21 protein-coding genes and 1 pseudogene are annotated in these 18,605 nt (G+C 33.5%); 18 read left to right on the plus strand and 4 right to left on the minus strand.

Translation table 11 applies throughout. The annotated features are described in order from the left end of the window. Nucleotides 1-7: 7 nt before the first annotated feature. Nucleotides 8-2,980 (plus strand): type III restriction-modification system endonuclease, encoded by a 2,973-nt coding sequence (locus H8707_RS05670; protein ID WP_262429161.1) that lies wholly within the window; start codon nt 8-10, stop codon nt 2,978-2,980. A gap of 350 nt (nt 2,981-3,330) precedes the next feature. Here the strand turns inward: H8707_RS05670 and H8707_RS05675 are convergent, their stop codons facing one another. Further along, the gene (locus tag H8707_RS05675; RefSeq protein WP_262429162.1) at nt 3,331-3,684 is read right to left on the minus strand and encodes a MobC family plasmid mobilization relaxosome protein; all 354 of its coding nucleotides are present in this window, start codon (nt 3,682-3,684) and stop codon (nt 3,331-3,333) included. Nucleotides 3,685-4,094: 410 nt separating this feature from the next. Between H8707_RS05675 and H8707_RS05680 the strand changes: the two genes are divergently transcribed. The 7 genes from H8707_RS05680 (at nt 4,095) to H8707_RS05710 (ending at nt 8,661) form a co-directional block, all read left to right on the plus strand. Beyond that, nucleotides 4,095-4,238 (plus strand): SHOCT domain-containing protein, encoded by a 144-nt coding sequence (locus tag H8707_RS05680; RefSeq protein ID WP_159036399.1) that lies wholly within the window; start codon nt 4,095-4,097, stop codon nt 4,236-4,238. Between the two features lie 56 nt (nt 4,239-4,294). Next, a complete protein-coding gene (locus tag H8707_RS05685; RefSeq protein WP_262429406.1) occupies nt 4,295-6,061 on the plus strand; it encodes a recombinase family protein in 1,767 nt (588 codons plus the stop codon). Between the two features lie 219 nt (nt 6,062-6,280). Next, nucleotides 6,281-6,526, plus strand: coding sequence for a hypothetical protein (locus H8707_RS05690; RefSeq protein ID WP_262429163.1), 246 nt, complete (start codon nt 6,281-6,283; stop codon nt 6,524-6,526). Nucleotides 6,527-6,682: 156 nt separating this feature from the next. After that, nucleotides 6,683-6,886, plus strand: coding sequence for a helix-turn-helix domain-containing protein (locus H8707_RS05695; protein ID WP_262429164.1), 204 nt, complete (start codon nt 6,683-6,685; stop codon nt 6,884-6,886). Nucleotides 6,887-6,935: 49 nt separating this feature from the next. Beyond that, entirely contained in the window at nt 6,936-7,592 is a 657-nt protein-coding gene (locus tag H8707_RS05700; protein ID WP_262429165.1) for a type I restriction enzyme HsdR N-terminal domain-containing protein, read from the plus strand. A gap of 191 nt (nt 7,593-7,783) precedes the next feature. After that, complete coding sequence (locus H8707_RS05705; RefSeq protein WP_262429166.1) at nt 7,784-8,128, plus strand: hypothetical protein; 345 nt, start codon at nt 7,784-7,786, stop codon at nt 8,126-8,128. Between the two features lie 137 nt (nt 8,129-8,265). Further along, nucleotides 8,266-8,661 carry a PcfB family protein gene (locus tag H8707_RS05710; RefSeq protein WP_262429167.1) on the plus strand — a complete coding sequence of 132 codons (396 nt, stop codon included), beginning with the start codon at nt 8,266-8,268 and terminating at the stop codon, nt 8,659-8,661. A 101-nt stretch (nt 8,662-8,762) separates the two neighbouring features. Here H8707_RS05710 and H8707_RS05715 read toward each other — a convergent pair whose 3' ends face one another. The 3 genes from H8707_RS05715 to H8707_RS05725 are packed head-to-tail and all read right to left on the minus strand — an operon-like array spanning nt 8,763 to nt 11,589. Further along, a complete protein-coding gene (locus tag H8707_RS05715) occupies nt 8,763-9,551 on the minus strand; it encodes an ABC transporter permease subunit (protein WP_262429168.1) in 789 nt (262 codons plus the stop codon). Continuing rightward, nucleotides 9,548-10,471 carry an ABC transporter ATP-binding protein gene (locus H8707_RS05720; RefSeq protein ID WP_262429169.1) on the minus strand — a complete coding sequence of 308 codons (924 nt, stop codon included), beginning with the start codon at nt 10,469-10,471 and terminating at the stop codon, nt 9,548-9,550. Before H8707_RS05720 ends, H8707_RS05715 begins: the two co-directional genes overlap by 4 nt. Further along, the gene (locus tag H8707_RS05725) at nt 10,468-11,589 is read right to left on the minus strand and encodes a helix-turn-helix domain-containing protein (protein WP_262429170.1); all 1,122 of its coding nucleotides are present in this window, start codon (nt 11,587-11,589) and stop codon (nt 10,468-10,470) included. Before H8707_RS05725 ends, H8707_RS05720 begins: the two co-directional genes overlap by 4 nt. 184 nt (nt 11,590-11,773) lie before the next feature. On the opposite strand from H8707_RS05725, the pseudogene hsdR reads away from it, so the two are divergent. From hsdR to H8707_RS05780, 10 genes and pseudogenes are all read left to right on the plus strand, one after another. After that, nucleotides 11,774-13,276, plus strand: a pseudogene (gene hsdR / locus H8707_RS05735) (EcoAI/FtnUII family type I restriction enzme subunit R); the annotation flags it as partial. 16 nt (nt 13,277-13,292) lie between these two features. Beyond that, nucleotides 13,293-13,661, plus strand: a complete 369-nt coding sequence (locus H8707_RS05740) for a GNAT family N-acetyltransferase (RefSeq protein WP_262429408.1) — start codon at nt 13,293-13,295, stop codon at nt 13,659-13,661. 734 nt (nt 13,662-14,395) lie between these two features. Further along, a complete protein-coding gene (locus H8707_RS05745; RefSeq protein ID WP_262429171.1) occupies nt 14,396-14,989 on the plus strand; it encodes a type IV toxin-antitoxin system AbiEi family antitoxin domain-containing protein in 594 nt (197 codons plus the stop codon). Next, nucleotides 14,986-15,813 carry a nucleotidyl transferase AbiEii/AbiGii toxin family protein gene (locus H8707_RS05750; protein WP_262429172.1) on the plus strand — a complete coding sequence of 276 codons (828 nt, stop codon included), beginning with the start codon at nt 14,986-14,988 and terminating at the stop codon, nt 15,811-15,813. The genes H8707_RS05745 and H8707_RS05750 overlap by 4 nt, the downstream gene beginning before the upstream one ends. Before the next feature lie 177 nt (nt 15,814-15,990). Next, a complete protein-coding gene (locus H8707_RS05755; protein WP_262429173.1) occupies nt 15,991-16,161 on the plus strand; it encodes a hypothetical protein in 171 nt (56 codons plus the stop codon). 9 nt (nt 16,162-16,170) lie between these two features. Further along, complete coding sequence (locus tag H8707_RS05760) at nt 16,171-16,458, plus strand: GNAT family N-acetyltransferase (protein ID WP_262429174.1); 288 nt, start codon at nt 16,171-16,173, stop codon at nt 16,456-16,458. Nucleotides 16,459-16,681: 223 nt separating this feature from the next. Next, on the plus strand, nt 16,682-16,915 hold the full coding sequence (locus tag H8707_RS05765) for a DUF4180 domain-containing protein (protein WP_262429175.1): 234 nt from the start codon (nt 16,682-16,684) through the stop codon (nt 16,913-16,915). A 170-nt stretch (nt 16,916-17,085) separates the two neighbouring features. Next, nucleotides 17,086-17,595, plus strand: coding sequence for a helix-turn-helix domain-containing protein (locus H8707_RS05770; protein WP_262429176.1), 510 nt, complete (start codon nt 17,086-17,088; stop codon nt 17,593-17,595). Between the two features lie 396 nt (nt 17,596-17,991). Beyond that, on the plus strand, nt 17,992-18,261 hold the full coding sequence (locus H8707_RS05775) for a hypothetical protein (protein ID WP_262429177.1): 270 nt from the start codon (nt 17,992-17,994) through the stop codon (nt 18,259-18,261). A 71-nt stretch (nt 18,262-18,332) separates the two neighbouring features. Further along, nucleotides 18,333-18,575 carry a hypothetical protein gene (locus H8707_RS05780; protein WP_262429178.1) on the plus strand — a complete coding sequence of 81 codons (243 nt, stop codon included), beginning with the start codon at nt 18,333-18,335 and terminating at the stop codon, nt 18,573-18,575. Nucleotides 18,576-18,605: the final 30 nt, after the last annotated feature.

Consider the following 18,605-nt stretch of genomic DNA (forward strand, 5'->3'; position numbering starts at 1 on the left):
GGACTAAATGAAACTACAATTTGATAAAAATTTAGAATATCAGCACCAAGCCATAGCCTCCATTGTTGATTTGTTTAGAGGTCAAACCCCTATGCAGACAAATTTTACAGTAGCACCCTATAGTGGACAAATAGGCTTGTATGATAGTACCAATGGCATTGGTAACAGGCTTGAACTTGATGAAGAAGAAATACTAAAAAACCTACAAGACATTCAGCTTAGGAATGGCCTGCCACAAACAAAGAGCCTAAAGGCTGGAAAGTATGACTTTGATATAGATATGGAGACGGGTACAGGTAAGACTTATGTCTATCTGCGTACAATACTTGAGCTACATAAAAACTATGGATTCTCCAAGTTTATTATTGTTGTTCCTAGCATTGCCATTAAAGAAGGTGTTTACAAGTCTTTGCAGATTACAAAAGACCATTTTAATGATTTATTTGATAATACAATATATAACTATTTTGTCTATGATAGTGGTAAGCTGGAGCAGGTCAGAAGCTTTGCAGTAAGCGATAATATAGAGATTATGGTTATCAATATAGACGCTTTTAGAAGGAGTTTCACTGACCCAACTAAAGAAAATAAAGCCAATATCATTCATAGACCTAATGATAGATTAAACGGTATGAAGCCCATTGAACTTATACAGGAAACAAGACCCTTTGTTATTATAGACGAACCACAATCGGTAGATACTACTCCTAAGTCTAAGGAAGCCATTAAGTCACTAAACCCTTTATGTACTTTAAGATATTCTGCTACCCATGTAGAGAAGCATAATCTTGTCTATAAGCTGGATGCAGTAGACTCTTATAATTTAGAACTTGTTAAGCAGATTGAGGTAGCAGGCTTTGAAACCAAGGACTACCACAATAAGGCATACTTGAAGCTTTTATCCGTAAACAATAAGAAGTCCCCTATAACAGCAAGAATAGAGCTAGATGTTAAAGATAATAAAGGCGTAGTTAAGCGTAAACCAGTGGTAGTAAGACAAGGCGATGATCTTTATGACAAGTCTAAAGGTCGTGATGTCTACGAAGGATATATTGTCAATGAGATTTATTGTGAAGAAGGAAATGAATATGTTGATTTTACAAGCAAATCAGATATTTTACGCATAGGAAAGCCAGTTGGTGATGTAGATGATTTAGCTATAAAGGAGCAACAGATAAGGAAAACAATAGAGGAACACTTAAATAAGGAACTGGTATTAAATAAGCAAGGGATTAAGGTATTAAGTCTTTTCTTTATAGACCGTGTTGCTAACTATCGCTATTATGATGAGGATGGCAATCCTCAAAAGGGTATCTATGCAGAACTATTTGAGAAACATTATACTGATCTTATTAAAAAGCCTAAGTATAATACCCTATTTAAGGATATTGATTTAGATACTGCTGCTGAAGAGGTCCATAATGGGTATTTTTCAGCTGATAGAAAAGGTGTTTTAAAGGATACCAGTGGGAAGACACTGGCTGACGAGGATGCCTACAACTTGATTATGAAAGACAAGGAACGCTTACTATCCTTTGATACTAAGCTTAGGTTTATCTTCTCCCACTCAGCACTTCGTGAGGGTTGGGATAACCCTAATGTGTTCCAGATATGTACTCTTAATGAAACTAAGAGTGAGGTAAAAAAGCGTCAAGAGATTGGGCGTGGGCTACGCCTTGCCGTGAATCAAGACGGTGAACGTCAACATGGCTTTTCAATAAATACCCTAACAGTGATGGCTAACGAAAGCTACGAGGACTTTGCTGAGGCCCTACAAAAAGAATACGAAACTGAAACAGGTATCAAGTTTGGTATAGTGGAAAGTCATTTATTCGCCAACATCCCAGTAAAGCAGGATGATGGAAGTGAGAAATACTTAGGACAAAAGGCTTCAGAAGCTATCTATAAACAGTTCTTAGACAATGGATATATTGATGAGGCAGGAAAGGTACAAGATGAGCTAAAGATTGCCATAAAGAATAATGACATAAAGATATCTGAAGAATTTGAACCTGTAAAAGTAGAGATTACAGCTCTTGCAAGAAAAGTTTGTAGTACTCTTAATATTAAGAATAATAGCGATAAAAAGAGCATCAAGCTGAATAAACAGGTTTACCTTGACCCTGAGTTCAAGGATTTATGGGATAGGATTAAGTACAAGACCACCTATTCTGTAGACTTTGACAGCGAAAAGCTAATAGACGAATGTTGCAAAGAAATGCAGACCAGCCTATCTGTAAGCTCTGCAAAGCTTATATATACCAAAGCTGGGCTTGATATAAGTGCTGGTGGTGTAGTAGCTGAGGAATCAGATAGATATGCAGTAGGATTGAATAACCTACAGGAAAATATACCGGATATTATTGCCTATTTGCAGAATGAAACTAATCTAACAAGGAAAACTATTGTGGAGATACTATTAAAAAGCAAGACTATTGACTTGTTCAAGAAAAATCCTCAAAGGTATATGGAGCAGGTAGTCCAGATAATATCAGCTAAAATGAGGCATATGATAGTTGATGGTATTAAATACACCAAGATAGGTGACGACGAGTATTATGCTCAAGAACTCTTTGAAACAGAGGAGCTTACAGGCTACTTATCCAAGAATATGATAGAAAGCAAGAAGTCTGTATATGAGTATGTAGTCTATGATAGTGCTAACGAAGAAAGCTTTGCTACCAGTTTTGAGAACAATAAAAACATTAAGCTCTACGCAAAGTTGCCTAACTGGTTTACTATTGCAACCCCATTAGGTACTTATAACCCTGACTGGGTAGTGCTTATTGAAATAGACGGCAAGGATAAGCTCTACTTTGTATTGGAAACCAAGGCTGATATTATGTTTGATGCTCTAAGACCATTGGAAAGTGCTAAAATTAAATGTGGAAGGAAACACTTTGAGGCTCTAGGCAATGAAGTAGCCTTTGACGATATAGATAGCTTTGAAGAATTTATAGAGGAACAAGTAGTTTTATAGTTATATGTGATAGGCAAAAAATCTTGTCTTCTACCCATTCTCTTAATGAGTTTTAATAAATTTTAAAATTTTTTCTATTTAATTTTGAAGAATAAATATATATGCTTAAGTTTTAGAATTATGTAGATTAGTGCACAAAAAATTTAAGCTATAAAGATTTTATGGTTAATATTTTGGAATATACAATCGAGTAGTAGAAATGTAGGTCTTGTGGATAATTTGGTTTTTAATTATCAACAAGACCCATATTTATTAGTTATCTATTAAAGTTTTTTTGTAATTATTGTATATATCAGTTTCATCTATTTTTGGAGAATATTTGAAGAAGATTTTTAATTATACTCAGTTGTTTACATAAACTTATTAATATATTTTCTAGATAAAATATTTTGGATTCTTATTATCTCCTTCGATATATCATCATTCTCCTTTTTAAGATCTTCTATATCTTCTCTATATATTATGCCTGTACTATTAACTCTCTTTGCAATTTGATTGATGTTATTTGAATTCTTTCCTATAAGAGTTTGTAGCCTTCTAAAGACATTCATATCAATTACAAATATAGGGGCTTCAAGCACACATTTTCTAATAAAATGTCCCATTGATTTTGATTTACTCATTGTAAGTTTCTTCTTAAAAAGTTCTTTTTCTTCTGTTGTCAACTTAATTTCAAGACGTTCATTCCTAAATCTATTTGCCATATGAATCCTCCTTTTCTTTTATATTTATAACAGGGTATTAGGGGTGACCCCTAAATCATTCCGATAGGAACAAGTAGAAAATTGAATAAAAAGAAGCGAGCCTAAAAAGGTCCGCTTCATCAATTTTCTCGTAAGTGTCCGTACACTTACTGTGCTTGCTATTAAAGTTATTTTAAAAGCAGACATTAAGCTAAGTATTTGATTTATATATCAATATTACCGCACTATGGAGAAAATGTCAGCGTAGATTAGCCGCTTTCTCTGTGCCCATTTTTTATTTAATCTTTTCAAAAACTTTTTAAAATAGCGAATCAAGATGGTCATATTTTCACTGTTATATATAGGAGGACTTAAGTAAACCTATGAAAACAAAGAAAGTCTTGGTGGCAGTTTTAAAGGAGGAAGAATAGATGAATGGCATATTAGAATATAGCATCCAGCTTGCTATGCTCAGGCAATTATTAAGTGAAAAGCTAATAAATAAACAAGAATATTTTAAGATTAAAAAACTTCTTATGGAAAAATATAAGATCTCTTCAGATTTGACCTGCTAAATTTAACTAGTCGCGGTAAAATAGGATTGTATAGAGAAATACAAAAGTGAGGTGAGATTATGAAGAAGGTTGAAGTTATTAAAGGTGAAGGTATTTTAGGTGTCGGAAGAAATGGTGCAGAGATAAATTTAAAAAGAGTAGCAGCTTATTGTAGAGTAAGTACCGATAGTGAAGATCAGCTTCAAAGTTATCATTCCCAGGTCAAATATTATACAGAATTGATCAATGAAAATTCTGACTGGACCATGGCTGGAGTCTATGCTGATGAAGCTATTACTGGCACTCAAATAGATAAAAGACTTGATTTTCAAAGACTTATAAATGATTGTATGAATGGAGATATAGACATGGTAATTACAAAATCTATATCTAGATTTGCTAGAAATACCTTGGACACTTTAAAGTATGTAAGACATCTAAAAGAAATCAATGTAGCAGTATTCTTTGAAGAAGAAAACATCAATACCTTAACCATGGATGGTGAACTACTTCTGGTTATACTTAGCTCTGTTGCCCAGCAGGAAGTTGAAAATATTTCGGCTAATGTAAAAAAAGGTTTGAAGATGAAAATGCAAAGAGGAGAGCTGGTTGGTTTTCATGGATGTTTAGGCTATGATTATGATAAGGAAAGTAAAACCATATCCATAAATGAAGATGAGGCTGAAATAGTAAAATATATCTTCAGGAGATACTTAGAAGGGGCAGGGGGAAGTGTAATATGCAGAGAATTAGAAAACCTTGGCTACAGATCTCCTAGAGGCTCTAGTGAGTGGTCAGCGACCACTGTACTGGGAATTATAAAGAATGAAAAATATAAAGGGGATCTTCTGATGGGAAAAACTTTTACAGTAGACCCTATTACTAAAAGAAGACTAGATAATTTTGGTGAAGAAGACAAATTTTATATAAAGGAACATCATGAGCCAATTATAAGTGAAGATGATTTTGATAAAGCCCAGGTAATTAGACTTAAGAGAGCCAAGAATAGAAATACCGTCAAATCAAAAGATGGAAAGAGGGAAAAGTTTAGTAGAAAATATGCTTTTTCTTGCCTACTGGAATGTGGATTCTGCGGTTCAAATTTGTCCAGAAGAACATGGCACAGTAACTCACAATATAATAAGGTCATCTGGCAATGTGTAACCGGAACTAAAAAAGGTAAGAAATATTGTCCCAATAGCAAAGGTATAGAGGAAATAGCAATAGAGAAGGCTTTTCTAGAGAGCTATAGGCAGCTTACTTCAAACAATAAGGATATTGTAAATAAGTTCTTAGAATTAATAGAATCAACCTTAAATGATAATACACTAGAAAAAAGTATTAAGAAATTAGAAAGAGAAATAGCTAAAATTTCAAACAAACAAAATTCTTTAGTTGACTTAAGATTAGAAGAAAAAATAGATAGTGAGCTATATGAACAGAAATATGTATCTCTACAGAATAAATATTCAGAGAAAAGCAAAGAAAAAGAAGCTCTGGAATTTAACTTAAAAAATAATAATGAAATAAAGAGTAGGATGAAGAACTTTAAATCCATACTGGAAAGAAAGGAAGTCCTAAAAGACTTTGATAGGTATGTATTTGAAAGTATAGTAGAAAAAGTTATTGTGGGGGAGATAGATGAGGATGGCAAGATAGACCCATATAAGCTTACCTTTGTATATAAGACTGGCTTTAAAGATGGATTAAATGGAAAAGACTTTAAATCTCCTAGAAAAAATGTAAAGAAAAAAACTATAGGGAAAGACTCTGCTGAATTGTCTTTCTATGCTAGTAACCATGTAAACAAATCATATTCCCATAGTAGTGATGACACACGTTGAGTGCTGTGTGTCGCTCGTGAGGAAAAAAGATTAAGAAAATTTTTTTATGTTGAAATTGTTACGTTTTTAAACAATATAAGATAAAATTACTACAGTTTTTTAGTTAGGTGGACATAAATTATTTCTGATTTTTCTATTATTAATGAGGAGAGCTATATATACTAGTGAAAATTAGTAAATACATTGAATAAACATTGATAAATAAAGGATGATGGAAAGATGAAACTTGAACTTAGAGAAGGTAGTTATAGTATTATTAAGTGTGTAAATTGTAAGCGGGTTATGATGATTATCGATAGTAAGGTTATTGGTAGAGTAGAACTTAAATGCAATAGGTGTGGGGCTGTTTCGTATTCTGAAAGATTGGATATGGGTAAATACAAACTTTCTGAATCAACGCCAAACAAGAAACCTATGTATGCTAAAAATAGGCAAGGCATAGAGTTTTTAATTAATGAAGATTAACTTAATATGTGGTACAAAAAGGATATAAAGCTGAAAATTTAGCTTTGTATCCTTTTTTGTACTTTAAGTATTACAAGTTGAATCTAAAATATTGCTTTTATAATCATAATATGATATAGTATATTTGGATTAATATAACTTCAAGGAGGTGTGCCTATGGCCATTAGTTATAATGGGTTATGGAAGTTACTAATAGATAAAGGGATGTCAAAGGTGGAATTGCGTGATGCTGTGGGCATGGGGCCAGGGACCCTTGCCAAAATGGGCAAGAACCAACGGGTCAGCCTTGAAGTTTTAGAAAAGATATGCAAAGAATTAGATTGCAATTTTGGAGATGTTATAGAATATATAAAAGATTAAATGCATTTTGTGATGCACAAATCAGATAATTTATGCGGGGAGAATAGATATGCCGAAATTAACAGAAGAAGATGTTAAAAATAGAATAATCACTCCAGCTATTGAAAATGCAGGTTGGAGCAAAAACCAAATGTGGATGGAAAAGTTTTTTACTGACGGAAAAGTTATTATAAAAGGAAAAACCGCAAAGCGAGGTACTCGTAAAAAGGCAGACTATTTATTGCACCACCACAATAACTTTCCAATTGCCATTGTTGAAGCCAAGGACGGTGACCACACCATTGAAGATGGAATTCAACAAGCTATTGATTATGCTAAAATACTTGATATTCCTTTTGCATATTCAAGCAATGGAGAAGGGTTTATTGAACATGATATGTTAACAGGGAAAGAAACAAATTTAAGCATGGATGATTTTCCAACGCAAGAGGAACTTTGGAGCAGATACACAAAGTTTAAGTGTATAGATGAAACGGCACAAGAAATAATAAAACAGCCTTACTATTTTGCAGATAACAGTAAAACTCCAAGATATTATCAAAGAATTGCGATAAACAGAACGGTTGAAGTGGTGGCAAATAATCAAAGGCGTATTATGGTCGTTATGGCGACTGGGGAACGTGTCATAATAGTGATGGGTGCAATAAATGCTTTAAAATCAAGGATTTCAGGAACTTTAATCAAATATAATTCATGCATTGCTTAGAGTAATTAGGATCTAATTGTTGTAAGCAGTGCATGAGAGGCAAGGATTTGATTCTTTAATAGTTGACAATTATTTAGTATAATTATATTTAAGATGATAATTAGCTGCGTATTCGTAGATTTAAGTTCATTAGTTGTGGGATAATAAGTTAAGCTTATGCATGTTAAAAGTTTAGAGGGAGGGTGATTTTAATGGATAAGAAACTTTCAATATTGTTGCTGATGATGTCTTTAATCGTATTCATTGTTGGTGATAAACCAGTGATAGCAATAAAACCTGATGAGGAATTAAATGTAGCATATGAGCAAGAAGAATCATTAGATTCTGCAGGAGTAAGACCAATTGAATTATTAGAACCATTAATAGATTCTAAGATAAAACCAATTGAATTATTGGAACCATTACTTGACCCTAAGTTAAAACCTATTGAATTATTGGAACCTAATCCTTGCGAGGAAATAAAACAATTTGATTTGGAAAAACGAATTAGGGAAATAGAGCCTAAACTCCATGAAGAAAGAACAGAAATTCCTTAGTTGCACATTCTTTATCAAGTACATCACAATAGTAATAAAATTAGAAATAATAAAAAATTATGAAATTAAAACTTTAGCGGTTCAGATGTAAAAGTCTGGGTCGCTTTTTTATTTCCCCCAGAAAGGAGGTAGCCTAAATGGTAAATGATGAAGTTAATAATAAGGCTATAAATATTGAGATTAAGGTTGCAGAGTATTCAGCAAAAGCAATCTTTAAGGCAATTAAAAAAATTATAGAAGATGCCTCTGAAAAAAGCCAACCACTTGCAGACTATCTTAGTGAGAAAAGAAAAACTAATTCAAGTAAACTTAAGGATATGGTAAAGAAAGGTCAGTTGGAAAATATTGATTTACAAAAGGGTGAAGTCAAGGAACTTAAAAACCAACTTAACCGATATGGAGTAAACTTTTCTATAATGAACAATAAGGAGTCAAAATATAGCGACCACTTCCCATATGATATCCAGAAAACTGATATGGTAATAGCGGCAGCTCACTTTGACTTATTGGTTAAAGAGAAAACTATTAGGTGATATTTTACAACTGGTTTAGAAGCAAAATTAGATATGTCTAAAATACAAGGTATTTTTTCTTGGATAAAAGAGATGAATTAGTAATGCTACTCATGCCATCATTATTTTAAAAGCTTTTCATAGGTAAATTTTCCTACAATATTTTTTATAATGAGAGCAGCGATCAATGCTAAAACCATACCTATGCCCAAAAGAAGCCATGAGTTTACCAAGATAATCCCTGTGAATTGGCCTACAACAAGCCCAATGATGGGGAAAACCAAGAATACGGCGCGTTGCTGTGCTTCCTCCATGGTTTGAGATTTTGCAGAGCCACGCACCGTTATGCCAATAGAAACAAGGGAGATAGATGGTGCAATAAGCAGCATAATAATAAGCCAGCTAATATCAGGCAAAATCACGGCGCCTGTCAAAATCAGCATTTCTATTTGCAATACTATCATCATTGCGACAAATGAGATAAAGGAAACAATCATACCTACCGAAAAGCCTGCTAATATTTTGGCCTGAAACAATTGCTTCAATGAGAGCGGGGAATAAAGCAAGGTTTCCAGAGTGTTCTTCTCCTTTTCTCCTACAAAGGAGCTAGCTGCCATAACAGACGAGGCCATAATCGGAATCAACAGGAAAAAAACCGGCATGATTTTATTAAGCACCAGCCCTAATATAATCTGCACTTGATCTCCCTCTTGGGCAGTAATTGGCAGCATATCCAGTAGTGCTTGAAAATCCGAAGCAGAATCCGGAACCAGTGCCGTGACGATCACTAAAATAGACGGCAGTACAATAGTAAGTGCAAGGGGTACGATCAGTATAACCATGAAGGCCTGCTTATTCGATGTAATGCTACGGATATCTTTTTTAATAAGTGCTAGTTGTCTTTTATTCATAAATTTTCACGCTCCATTTTCCCATTATTCATATCGATTAGTGAAAAATAAATTTCCTCTAACGGTATTTGATCTGCCGAGACATGATATACATCACCACCCGCACCTACAATCCCTTTGATAATAAGGGGGATTTCATCTTCTGAGCTTACAGTGATGTTATAGGTATCTTCCCCGGTTTTCTCATACACCATACCATTGGGGATGAGACTTGCTTTCAACCGGACTGTAAGTTTAGAAGAAACCATGGAGCGAAGCTTTTCAATATTTCCTGTCGCCAATAAACTACCTTCACTAATTAGCCCGTACGTGGTACATATTTCCTGTGCATATCTCAGCTGATGGGTACATAAGAAAATGGTTGTTCCGCTTGCAGCAAGTTCCTGAATGAGGGTGTTTACATTTTGCGCACTTTCAGGATCAAGGCCAGAGGTTGGTTCATCTAAAAACAGAATTTTAGGGCTGTGTAACATAGCTCTGGCAAGGGAAAGTCTCTGGCGCATACCAGTAGAATAGGTTGATAACCTACGTTGACCTGCATATGTCAAATTTAACCTATTCAAAAGAGCGTTTGCTCTCTTTTTACACTCAGACATATTCATACCGAAAAGTGTACCAAAAAAAATGAGATTATCAAGCCCCGTTAAATGATCATACATTTGCGCGTGCTCTGTCATCACGCCTGATAATTGATGTAGCTTTTCTGGATTTTGGGCAGGGTCAAGATCAAACACTCGGCAACTCCCATTTGAGGGTGTAAGCATTCCACAAAGTAGCTTGATAGTGGTGGTCTTTCCTGCTCCATTAGGACCCAAGAACCCAAATACCTCACCTTGGTTTACTGCGAGGCTGATATCATTCACTGCCTTGTTTCCACCGGTATAGATTTTTGACAAATTTTCTATTAAGACTGCTATCATATCACGCCTCCATACAATTTATTTTTTAGTTTTTCTGCAATTCTCTGAAAGCGATTTTCATCAGCGAGAGATGAAAAGGCAGGGTTATTGATGATACCTTCAACCATACTTTGTCGCACAATTTTATCATTCCGAGGAAGGGCTGATCCTAAATCCAACTCATGAATCCACTCATCAAGCAAATTGAAATAAGTGTCTCCTTTTAACTTGAGAGGATAAATATTTCCTGTAACAAGCTCCGTATATTCCTCAAGGATTTCAAGGGCTCTGTTTGTATTATCAAGCATTATATAGCCTTGAGCAGCAATGATATGGAACTTCACCAACATTGCCGGGTGAAGATTTTTCAAGTCGAAAATTTTAGCGACAGCAAGCGCCCGTTCGTATGTTTCTTCGAATTTTTCAGGTGTATCGGTGCAAAGTAGGAGATAGTCCGTGAGCCCATCAAAAATAGAACCCATATGTTGATAGATACCGACCTGCAACACCGATTTTGCTTGTCTTTGCTTGCCAATCATTTGGTAGGCTGGTGCAAGTAGGGTTTCTGTGGAAATTATCTTATTACTTGTTTCCTCAAGCAACTCTATCACCTCTTCTGCATTTCCCAGTGACAAGGCGCAAAATGCCTCCAAGTTAAGTGCAAGCTGGCAAAGCTCCAGATTGTCACTTTCTTTTTTTACACGGATAAACAGCTCTTTGGCTTCTCTAATTACTGCAAAAGTTTTGTCCGTTTCTCCAGATTCCATGCTGTTGTTAACGAGCAGGACCCCAATTTGAAAGAGTAAGGGAAAGCAGGAAAAATACTTTTTAGCAATTTCCCGACAATGGCCAAGAACTTCATCAAATGGTTTTACTGTAAAATCAGAGGATAGGCTCAGATACAATTTGCGGATATCCTCTTTATTCATTTGTGGCTCGTAGCCCATTAACTCATCAATAGTGATATTGAAAAAAGCTGCAAGCTGTGGAATAAAGGTTATATCGGGAAAGGATTGTCTGGTTTCCCATTTCGAAACAGAGGCCTTGGAAACACCGATGTATCTCGCAAGATCATCTTGGGTTAGTCCTTTTTCTTTACGCTTCTTTATAATTGTCCGAGCAATATTAATATCTTCCATGTTATCACCTCAATTATCATTATATAGGTTGACAAAATCAACAGCAAGAGATTCGTGCTTAATTTAAGTTGAAAAAATCAACCATAAGGAAACAAAAATAATTGAAACAACATTAAGCAGTAGATAGTTTGAGTAGATATTATAATCTTGAAAATCCACAAAGTGGGCCACTTGTTATGCAACCGGCACGGGTAAAACATATACCGCTTTTCAGATAGTACATAGACTATATACAACAAAAAAGGTTAAAAAGGTTTTATATTTAGCAGATAGAAATATCTTAATTGACCAAACAATTCTAAATGACTTTGCCCCGTTTGTAAATAAGAATATTTTAACTAAAGTAACAAATAAAACGCTTGATAGTGCTTATGATATTTTTATGTCTTTGTATCACCAACTGAGTGGCGACGATGATATGGAAACATTTTTGCAGTTTAGTCCGGATTTTTTTGATTTAATTATCATTGATGAGTGTCATAGAGGCAGTGCAAAGGATAATAGCAGATGGCGTAAAATTCTTGATTATTTTAGTGGTGCAATTCATATTGGTATGACAGCAACACCAAAAGAAGAGGGAGATGTTCACAACAGTGATTATTTTGGTGATGCTGTATATACTTATTCTTTAAAAGAGGGTATTGATGATGGGTTTTTAGCGCCATACAGAGTGTTGAGAATTGGAATTGATAAAGACTTAGAAGGATATGAGCCTGAAGATGGTAAGGTTGATATTTATGGTCAAGAAATAGAACATAAGGTTTATACATCAAAGGACTTTGACCGTAAAATAATTATTGACGAGCGGACAAAGGCTGTTGCAAAGCGTATTACAGAGTATTTAAAACAAACAGATAGATATAATAAAACAATTGTGTTTTGTGTTGATGAGGACCATGCGGGTCGTATGAGACAAGCGCTTGTAAATGAAAATAATGACATGTGTGCAATTGATGATAGATATGTTATGCGTATTACAGGGCAAGATGATTTGGGTAAAAAACAACTGGAAAACTTTATAGATAACAATTCAAAATATCCAACTATTGTAACCACAGCTGAACTCCTCTCTACAGGTGTAGATTGTAAAATGTGTAAAGTTATTGTCCTTGATAGTGTGATTGGTTCTATGACGAAGTTTAAACAAGTTATTGGTCGTGGAACAAGGCTTGTATGGGATAGGGATAAAAGATATTTCACTATATTAGATTTCAGAAAAGCCACAATGAAATTTTCTGACCCTGAGTTTGATGGTCCTGCATCTTCTGTTTATGATGTTGAGGGGGATAAGCCATTACCGGAGGAACCTGACGATGTTACAGACGATTCTTATGACACAGATGACGAAGAAATCAACAGAAAATATCGTGTTGATGATGTTGATGCTAAGATAATCAGTGAAGTTGAGCTTTTATATAGCGTTGATGGAAAACTTATTGTGAATCATAGAGATACATTTAAAAAAATAATTGTAGAAAAGTATCCAACAGAGGAAGTATTTCATTACTCATGGATAAACGAAAATAAATTAGATATAAATAATTATTTTGAAGAACGGGGAATTGATTTTTCTAAATTTTATGAAACAGTAGGTAAAGACGTAGACCTTTATGATATTATCCTGATGGTTGCTTATGGCAAGGATGCTAAACTTAAAGTTGAACGTTCGGAGGATGTAAAAGCTTGAGAATGATCTGTCTCTGATAGAGAATAAGAATTTATTAACATTATGGATTTTTAAAAAGAATGATGAAAACCGAATTATTGGGTCTATTGGTTTCAGCAACATGGTATGGGGTGTTTTTTTATCATGCTACCTTGGCTACAAATTGGATAAAGATGAAATCAATCAAGGCTATATGACGGAGGCAATTAAAAAAGGGATCGATATTGTATTCAGTGAATATGGATTGCATAGGATTGAAGCTAATATAATACCTAGAAATAAACGATCTTTAAAAGTAACCGAAAAACTGGGGTTTTATAATGAGGGTACTGCTTATAAGTACTTAAAGATTAATGGAATATGGGAAGACCATATCCATATGGTTTTATTAAACGATAAAGTTTAGAAGGAAAGTCTGTTTGAAAAAATTATCTAAGCACATAATAGAGATTCACTGCCATTGATTTCACCGCCAAGGCATTGCCAGCTTCAAGCGGCATCTTTTTTGTATACTCAAGGCATGTGGAGAGTATAATTCTGATGACGTATTGTGATTCAGGGGAAAATAGTAGAATTTGACCACAACATATAGTGGTTCAAGGACGAAAATTGGGTCGAAAATCGGTGAAAAAACACCGTTTTTTGACCCTTAAAAATAGGGTGTTTTATAGATGACATAAGATAATTCGAGAGATGATAGCGGGAAAATGAGAAAATAGGGAGTTAGGAATATGGAAATAATAATTAGAGAAGAAAGAATAAAAGATTATGAATCATCGGAAATAGTAGTAAAAAAAGCATTTAGAAATGTGGAACAAAGGTAAGCGGTTAATAATCACATGGATTTAAAAGTATCATTTAACATGAGATAATATCCCTACAAAATACTTTTAATGTTAACAAAATACTTTGTCAACATTAGAACAGTAGGGAGATGATAATTTGACTACTATGAAAGCAATAAAACATGAGATGCTTAAAGCACAATGGCAAAAAATGATTAAGGATTAAGATGAAATAAGAAGAAAAATCAAAAAAGACAAAAAAAGGAATATAAAATGAAATGTATAAGATGTATTTACAAATATACTTATATGGGATACAATGTAGGTATATTTGTAAAACAAGAAGGTGAAGAAGATGGACTACATTCAAAGAATAGAAAAGATTATAAATGAACAGAATGGAACCTTACTTAGCTCAGATTTAGATGAAAATAAGATCCCAAGAACTTATCTATCTATGATGGTGGCAGAGGGTAAAATAGAAAGAATAGGTAGGGGTGTCTATGTATTGCCTGATTTATTAGAAGATGAAATGTATATAATGCAAAAAAAATATTCTAAATTAATCTATTCACATGAAACAGCTCTTTTTTTACATGAATTATCAGATAGAATACCTTTTGAATATTCAGCAACTGTACCAAGCGGATATAAAGTTGTAAGTAATATAAGTGAAAGATTTAAAATCTATTATATAAAAAAAGATCTACACCTAATGGGTGTAATAGAAGGAAAAACATCCTTTGGGAATACCATAAAGATATATAATGTGGAAAGAACCATTTGTGATATATTGAGAAGCAGGAACAGGATAGACATTCAAATATTTACTGATGCCCTTAAAAGAGTAGCAAAGAAAAGGAATTTAGATTATGCTTTGCTTATTGAATACGCAAAAAAACTTAATGTAGAAAAGATATTAAACACCTATATGGAGGTACTTATATGAGTAGAAAAGCCATGAGTTTAAAGGCTAAAATTAGGAACTTAGCAAAAGAAAAAGATATATCAGCCCAAGTTATACTACAAAACTATATGTTTGAAAGGTTTCTTGAAAGACTATCCAAATCTAATTACAAAAATAACTTTATATTAAAAGGTGGTATGTTAATAGCTGCTCTTGTTGGAATTGATAACCGTTCCACAATGGATATGGATGCTACAATTAAAAATTATCCTATAACCATAGATTCATTGACAAAAGCCATTACAGAAATTTGTAATATAGAAGTGGATGATGATGTAAATTTTTCTTTCATGGGAATTGAGCCTATAAGGGATGATGACATATATGGCGGATACAGGGTAGGGATTAGAGCAGATTATGATACCATAATTACTCCACTTTCCATTGATATAACCACAGGAGATGTTATAACTCCAAGGGAAGTATTTTATTCTTTTAAAATGATTTTTGATGAAGGTACTATTGGAGTATGGGCTTACAATATAGAAACTGTTCTTGCAGAAAAACTAGAAACAATCTTGCAAAGAGGAGAGTTAAATACTCGACCAAGAGACTTTTATGATATTTATATATTGGTCAATACTCAAGAGTTTAACAGCTTAGTATTTTCTGAAGCATTAAAAAAGACAATAGAACATCGGGAAACAATACATATACTTAATGATACATTAGAAAGGATAAAGGCTATTGAAACAAGTGAAATATTAAAGGATAGGTGGGTGAAATATTCAAAAAACTATCCATATGCAGAAGATATTTCTTATGAAGATACTGTAAAAGCTTTAAAAATGCTACTCTGGGGATGAGTTATCTACATTAAACGGTGTGGTTTCTTCTTATCTCGAGTTTGTTGCAATGCAGGCTCGTAGAAAATCGGTGAAAAAACACCGTTTTTTGACCCTTAAAAACAGGGTGTTTTATAGATGACATAAGATAATTCGAGAGATGATAGCGGGAAAATGAGAAAATAGGGAGTTAGGAATATGGAAATAATAATTAGAGAAGAAAGAATAAAAGATTATGAATTATCGGAAATAGTAGTAAAAAAAGCATTTAGAAATGTGGAACAAAGTGACCATAAAGAACATTATTTAGTTTCCAGATTAAGAAAAACTAACTCTTTTATTCCGGAACTTTCTATAGTCGCAGATTAATATATTTCATTGGCACTCGCACCTGTTTCAGTTTTGCCAGAATATCAAGACAGAGGAATAGGAACTAATTTGATTAATAAAAGTATAAATATCGCAAAAAAGCTTGGCTATAAATCCGTAATTGTTCTTGGACATGAAAATTATTATCCAAGGTTCGGATTTAAACCAGCAAGCAAATGGGGAATAAAAGCACCATTTGATGTGCCAGATGAATCATTTATGGCACTGGAACTTAATGATGGAAGCCTTGATGGAGTTACAGGAACTGTAGTTTATGCTAAGGAGTTTTTCGAATAATACTAATAATTATCTCACATTACTTCACTCTTATAACAACATCTATAGATATATTATAAGGGGTGAATTTATTATTTAATTGGAGGGTTACAATGGAAATAAGAGTTATTAAAGTAAACAATATTGGAATTGCTATTGTAAATAGGGATGAAATTTTGATAACAGATGTACAATCAGCATTGGATTTTTTGCTACAGTAGATTATGAAACAGGATGCAGTCGTATGATAATAAATAAATCATCAATATGTGAAGAGTTTTTTGATCTAAGCACCAAGATAGCAGGTGAGATATTGCAGAAATTTATAAATTATCGAAAGAAAATTGCTATCATAGGAGATTTCTCTATATATACAAGTAAGAGTTTGAAAGATTTTATTTATGAATGTAATAAAGGAAAAGATATATTCTTTGTATCAAATGAAAAACATGCTATCGAAAAATTAAGTATGGATTAGCTCTTACGATAATGAATATTATTTATATATTGTAATTTAAGTATTACTTATATTCAAATAGATAAATAGGAATTTATCATTTTACTTGAATGTTAAAATGCGTTGCTTGTGGCAACGGGCAGTTTCGCCTACAATAGTGGTAACAACTGAAAGAAAGGAGGTTATTTCCAATGTTAAACGAAAACATTAAAGCACTTAGGAAATCAAAAGGACTTTCGCAACAAGAACTTGCTATCAAATTGAATGTGGTGCGACAAACAATCTCTAAATGGGAGCAGGGGTTGTCAGTTCCCGATTCTGATATGTTGATTTCCATATCAGAAGTACTGGAAACACCTGTAAGCACTTTGCTTGGAGAAACTGTTGTTACGTCGGAGGTTGATGACTTAAAAGTGATTTCCGAAAAACTGGAAATTATAAATTTACAACTTGCACAAAGAAGCACCACGAGAAGAAAAATGTTTCATTGGCTATTTATCTTATTGTGTGCAGTCATAGTGACAATTTTTGCGGTCTTATGGGTATTAAATAGCCCTTACTTGGATTGGAATTATTTCAACCCTGAAACCGCCGTTTTAGGAGTGGCTTTTCACGCATTTGAGTGGCTATTTGTCAGATTAGCACCGATTATCCTTATTGTGGCAATTGTTGGAATCTTCTTGACACGAAAGAAAGTATAAAAACCACTCTGCTTTTTGGAGACAGCTAAGATGTAAAAATTCCAATTTAAACAGGAGGGAACATCCCAATATTCGCTCTTAAAAAGCAGAATTAAAGCACTCTATATTTCAAAGGCTCTTCTGTTAGGGGATAAAACAATAAATTATACAAGCAAAGATTTGAAGGATGCTCTACCTCCTATAATTTCAATCATAAATAAAACCACAAAGGCTCAAAGTAAATATGAAAAAGAAAACTCACAATTTAATCGTTTTAAACACATAATTCAAGCTATGCTCATTTTAAAAACATTTATCGAGAACCAAATAAATAGTGATTCATAGCTATAATTAATTCCAAGTTCTATAAAAAAATAAGAATATCTAGATAAGATATGCAGTGAACTAGGAATAGGAATGATTACAGAACAAAATTGTTATATTGAAGATAGCATGGATAGAAATTTTCTAGGGATACTGCATGATAAAAATTGCCGAGGTACGACTAGTCATAATCAACTATTGAGTATACTGGAATCTTTAGTCAATAAAGGAGAGAATATTAATCTTAAAAACTATGAAATAGTTTTTAAGAAGCTTATACAATTTATTGAAGAGGAAAATAGATGGGCAATTGAGCTTATGTATGATAGATGTTTATTAGCTATAGGCTGTATAGTACAATAACTGTAAAAACTGCCATAAATTTTGAAAGGAGTGGTTGGTATGTTGAAAACAACAATGAAAACTAAGCGTGCATGGAGGGTACACATGTCATAAACCTTTCAAATAATTTACTGGGGGAAAGTATGAGAATAGAAAAAGCAAGAAATGTAATAAAGTATGTTGGCCCAAAAGGTGGTTTTCGCTATATAAGTTACGAATATATATCGGAGGATGGTATAACTAATCATGTTTCCAATGGCTCTAAAAGCGATGCTGATAAATTAATTGGGGTATTTAATCAGTATGGAATTAATGTTGTAATAAAAACTATCTAATAGTTTATGAATGGGAGGGTAATTATCAAA

Origin of the sequence: Paratissierella segnis, assembly GCF_014385195.1 — a bacterium.
In the GTDB taxonomy this organism is placed as follows: Bacteria; Bacillota; Clostridia; order Tissierellales; family Tissierellaceae; genus Paratissierella; species Paratissierella segnis.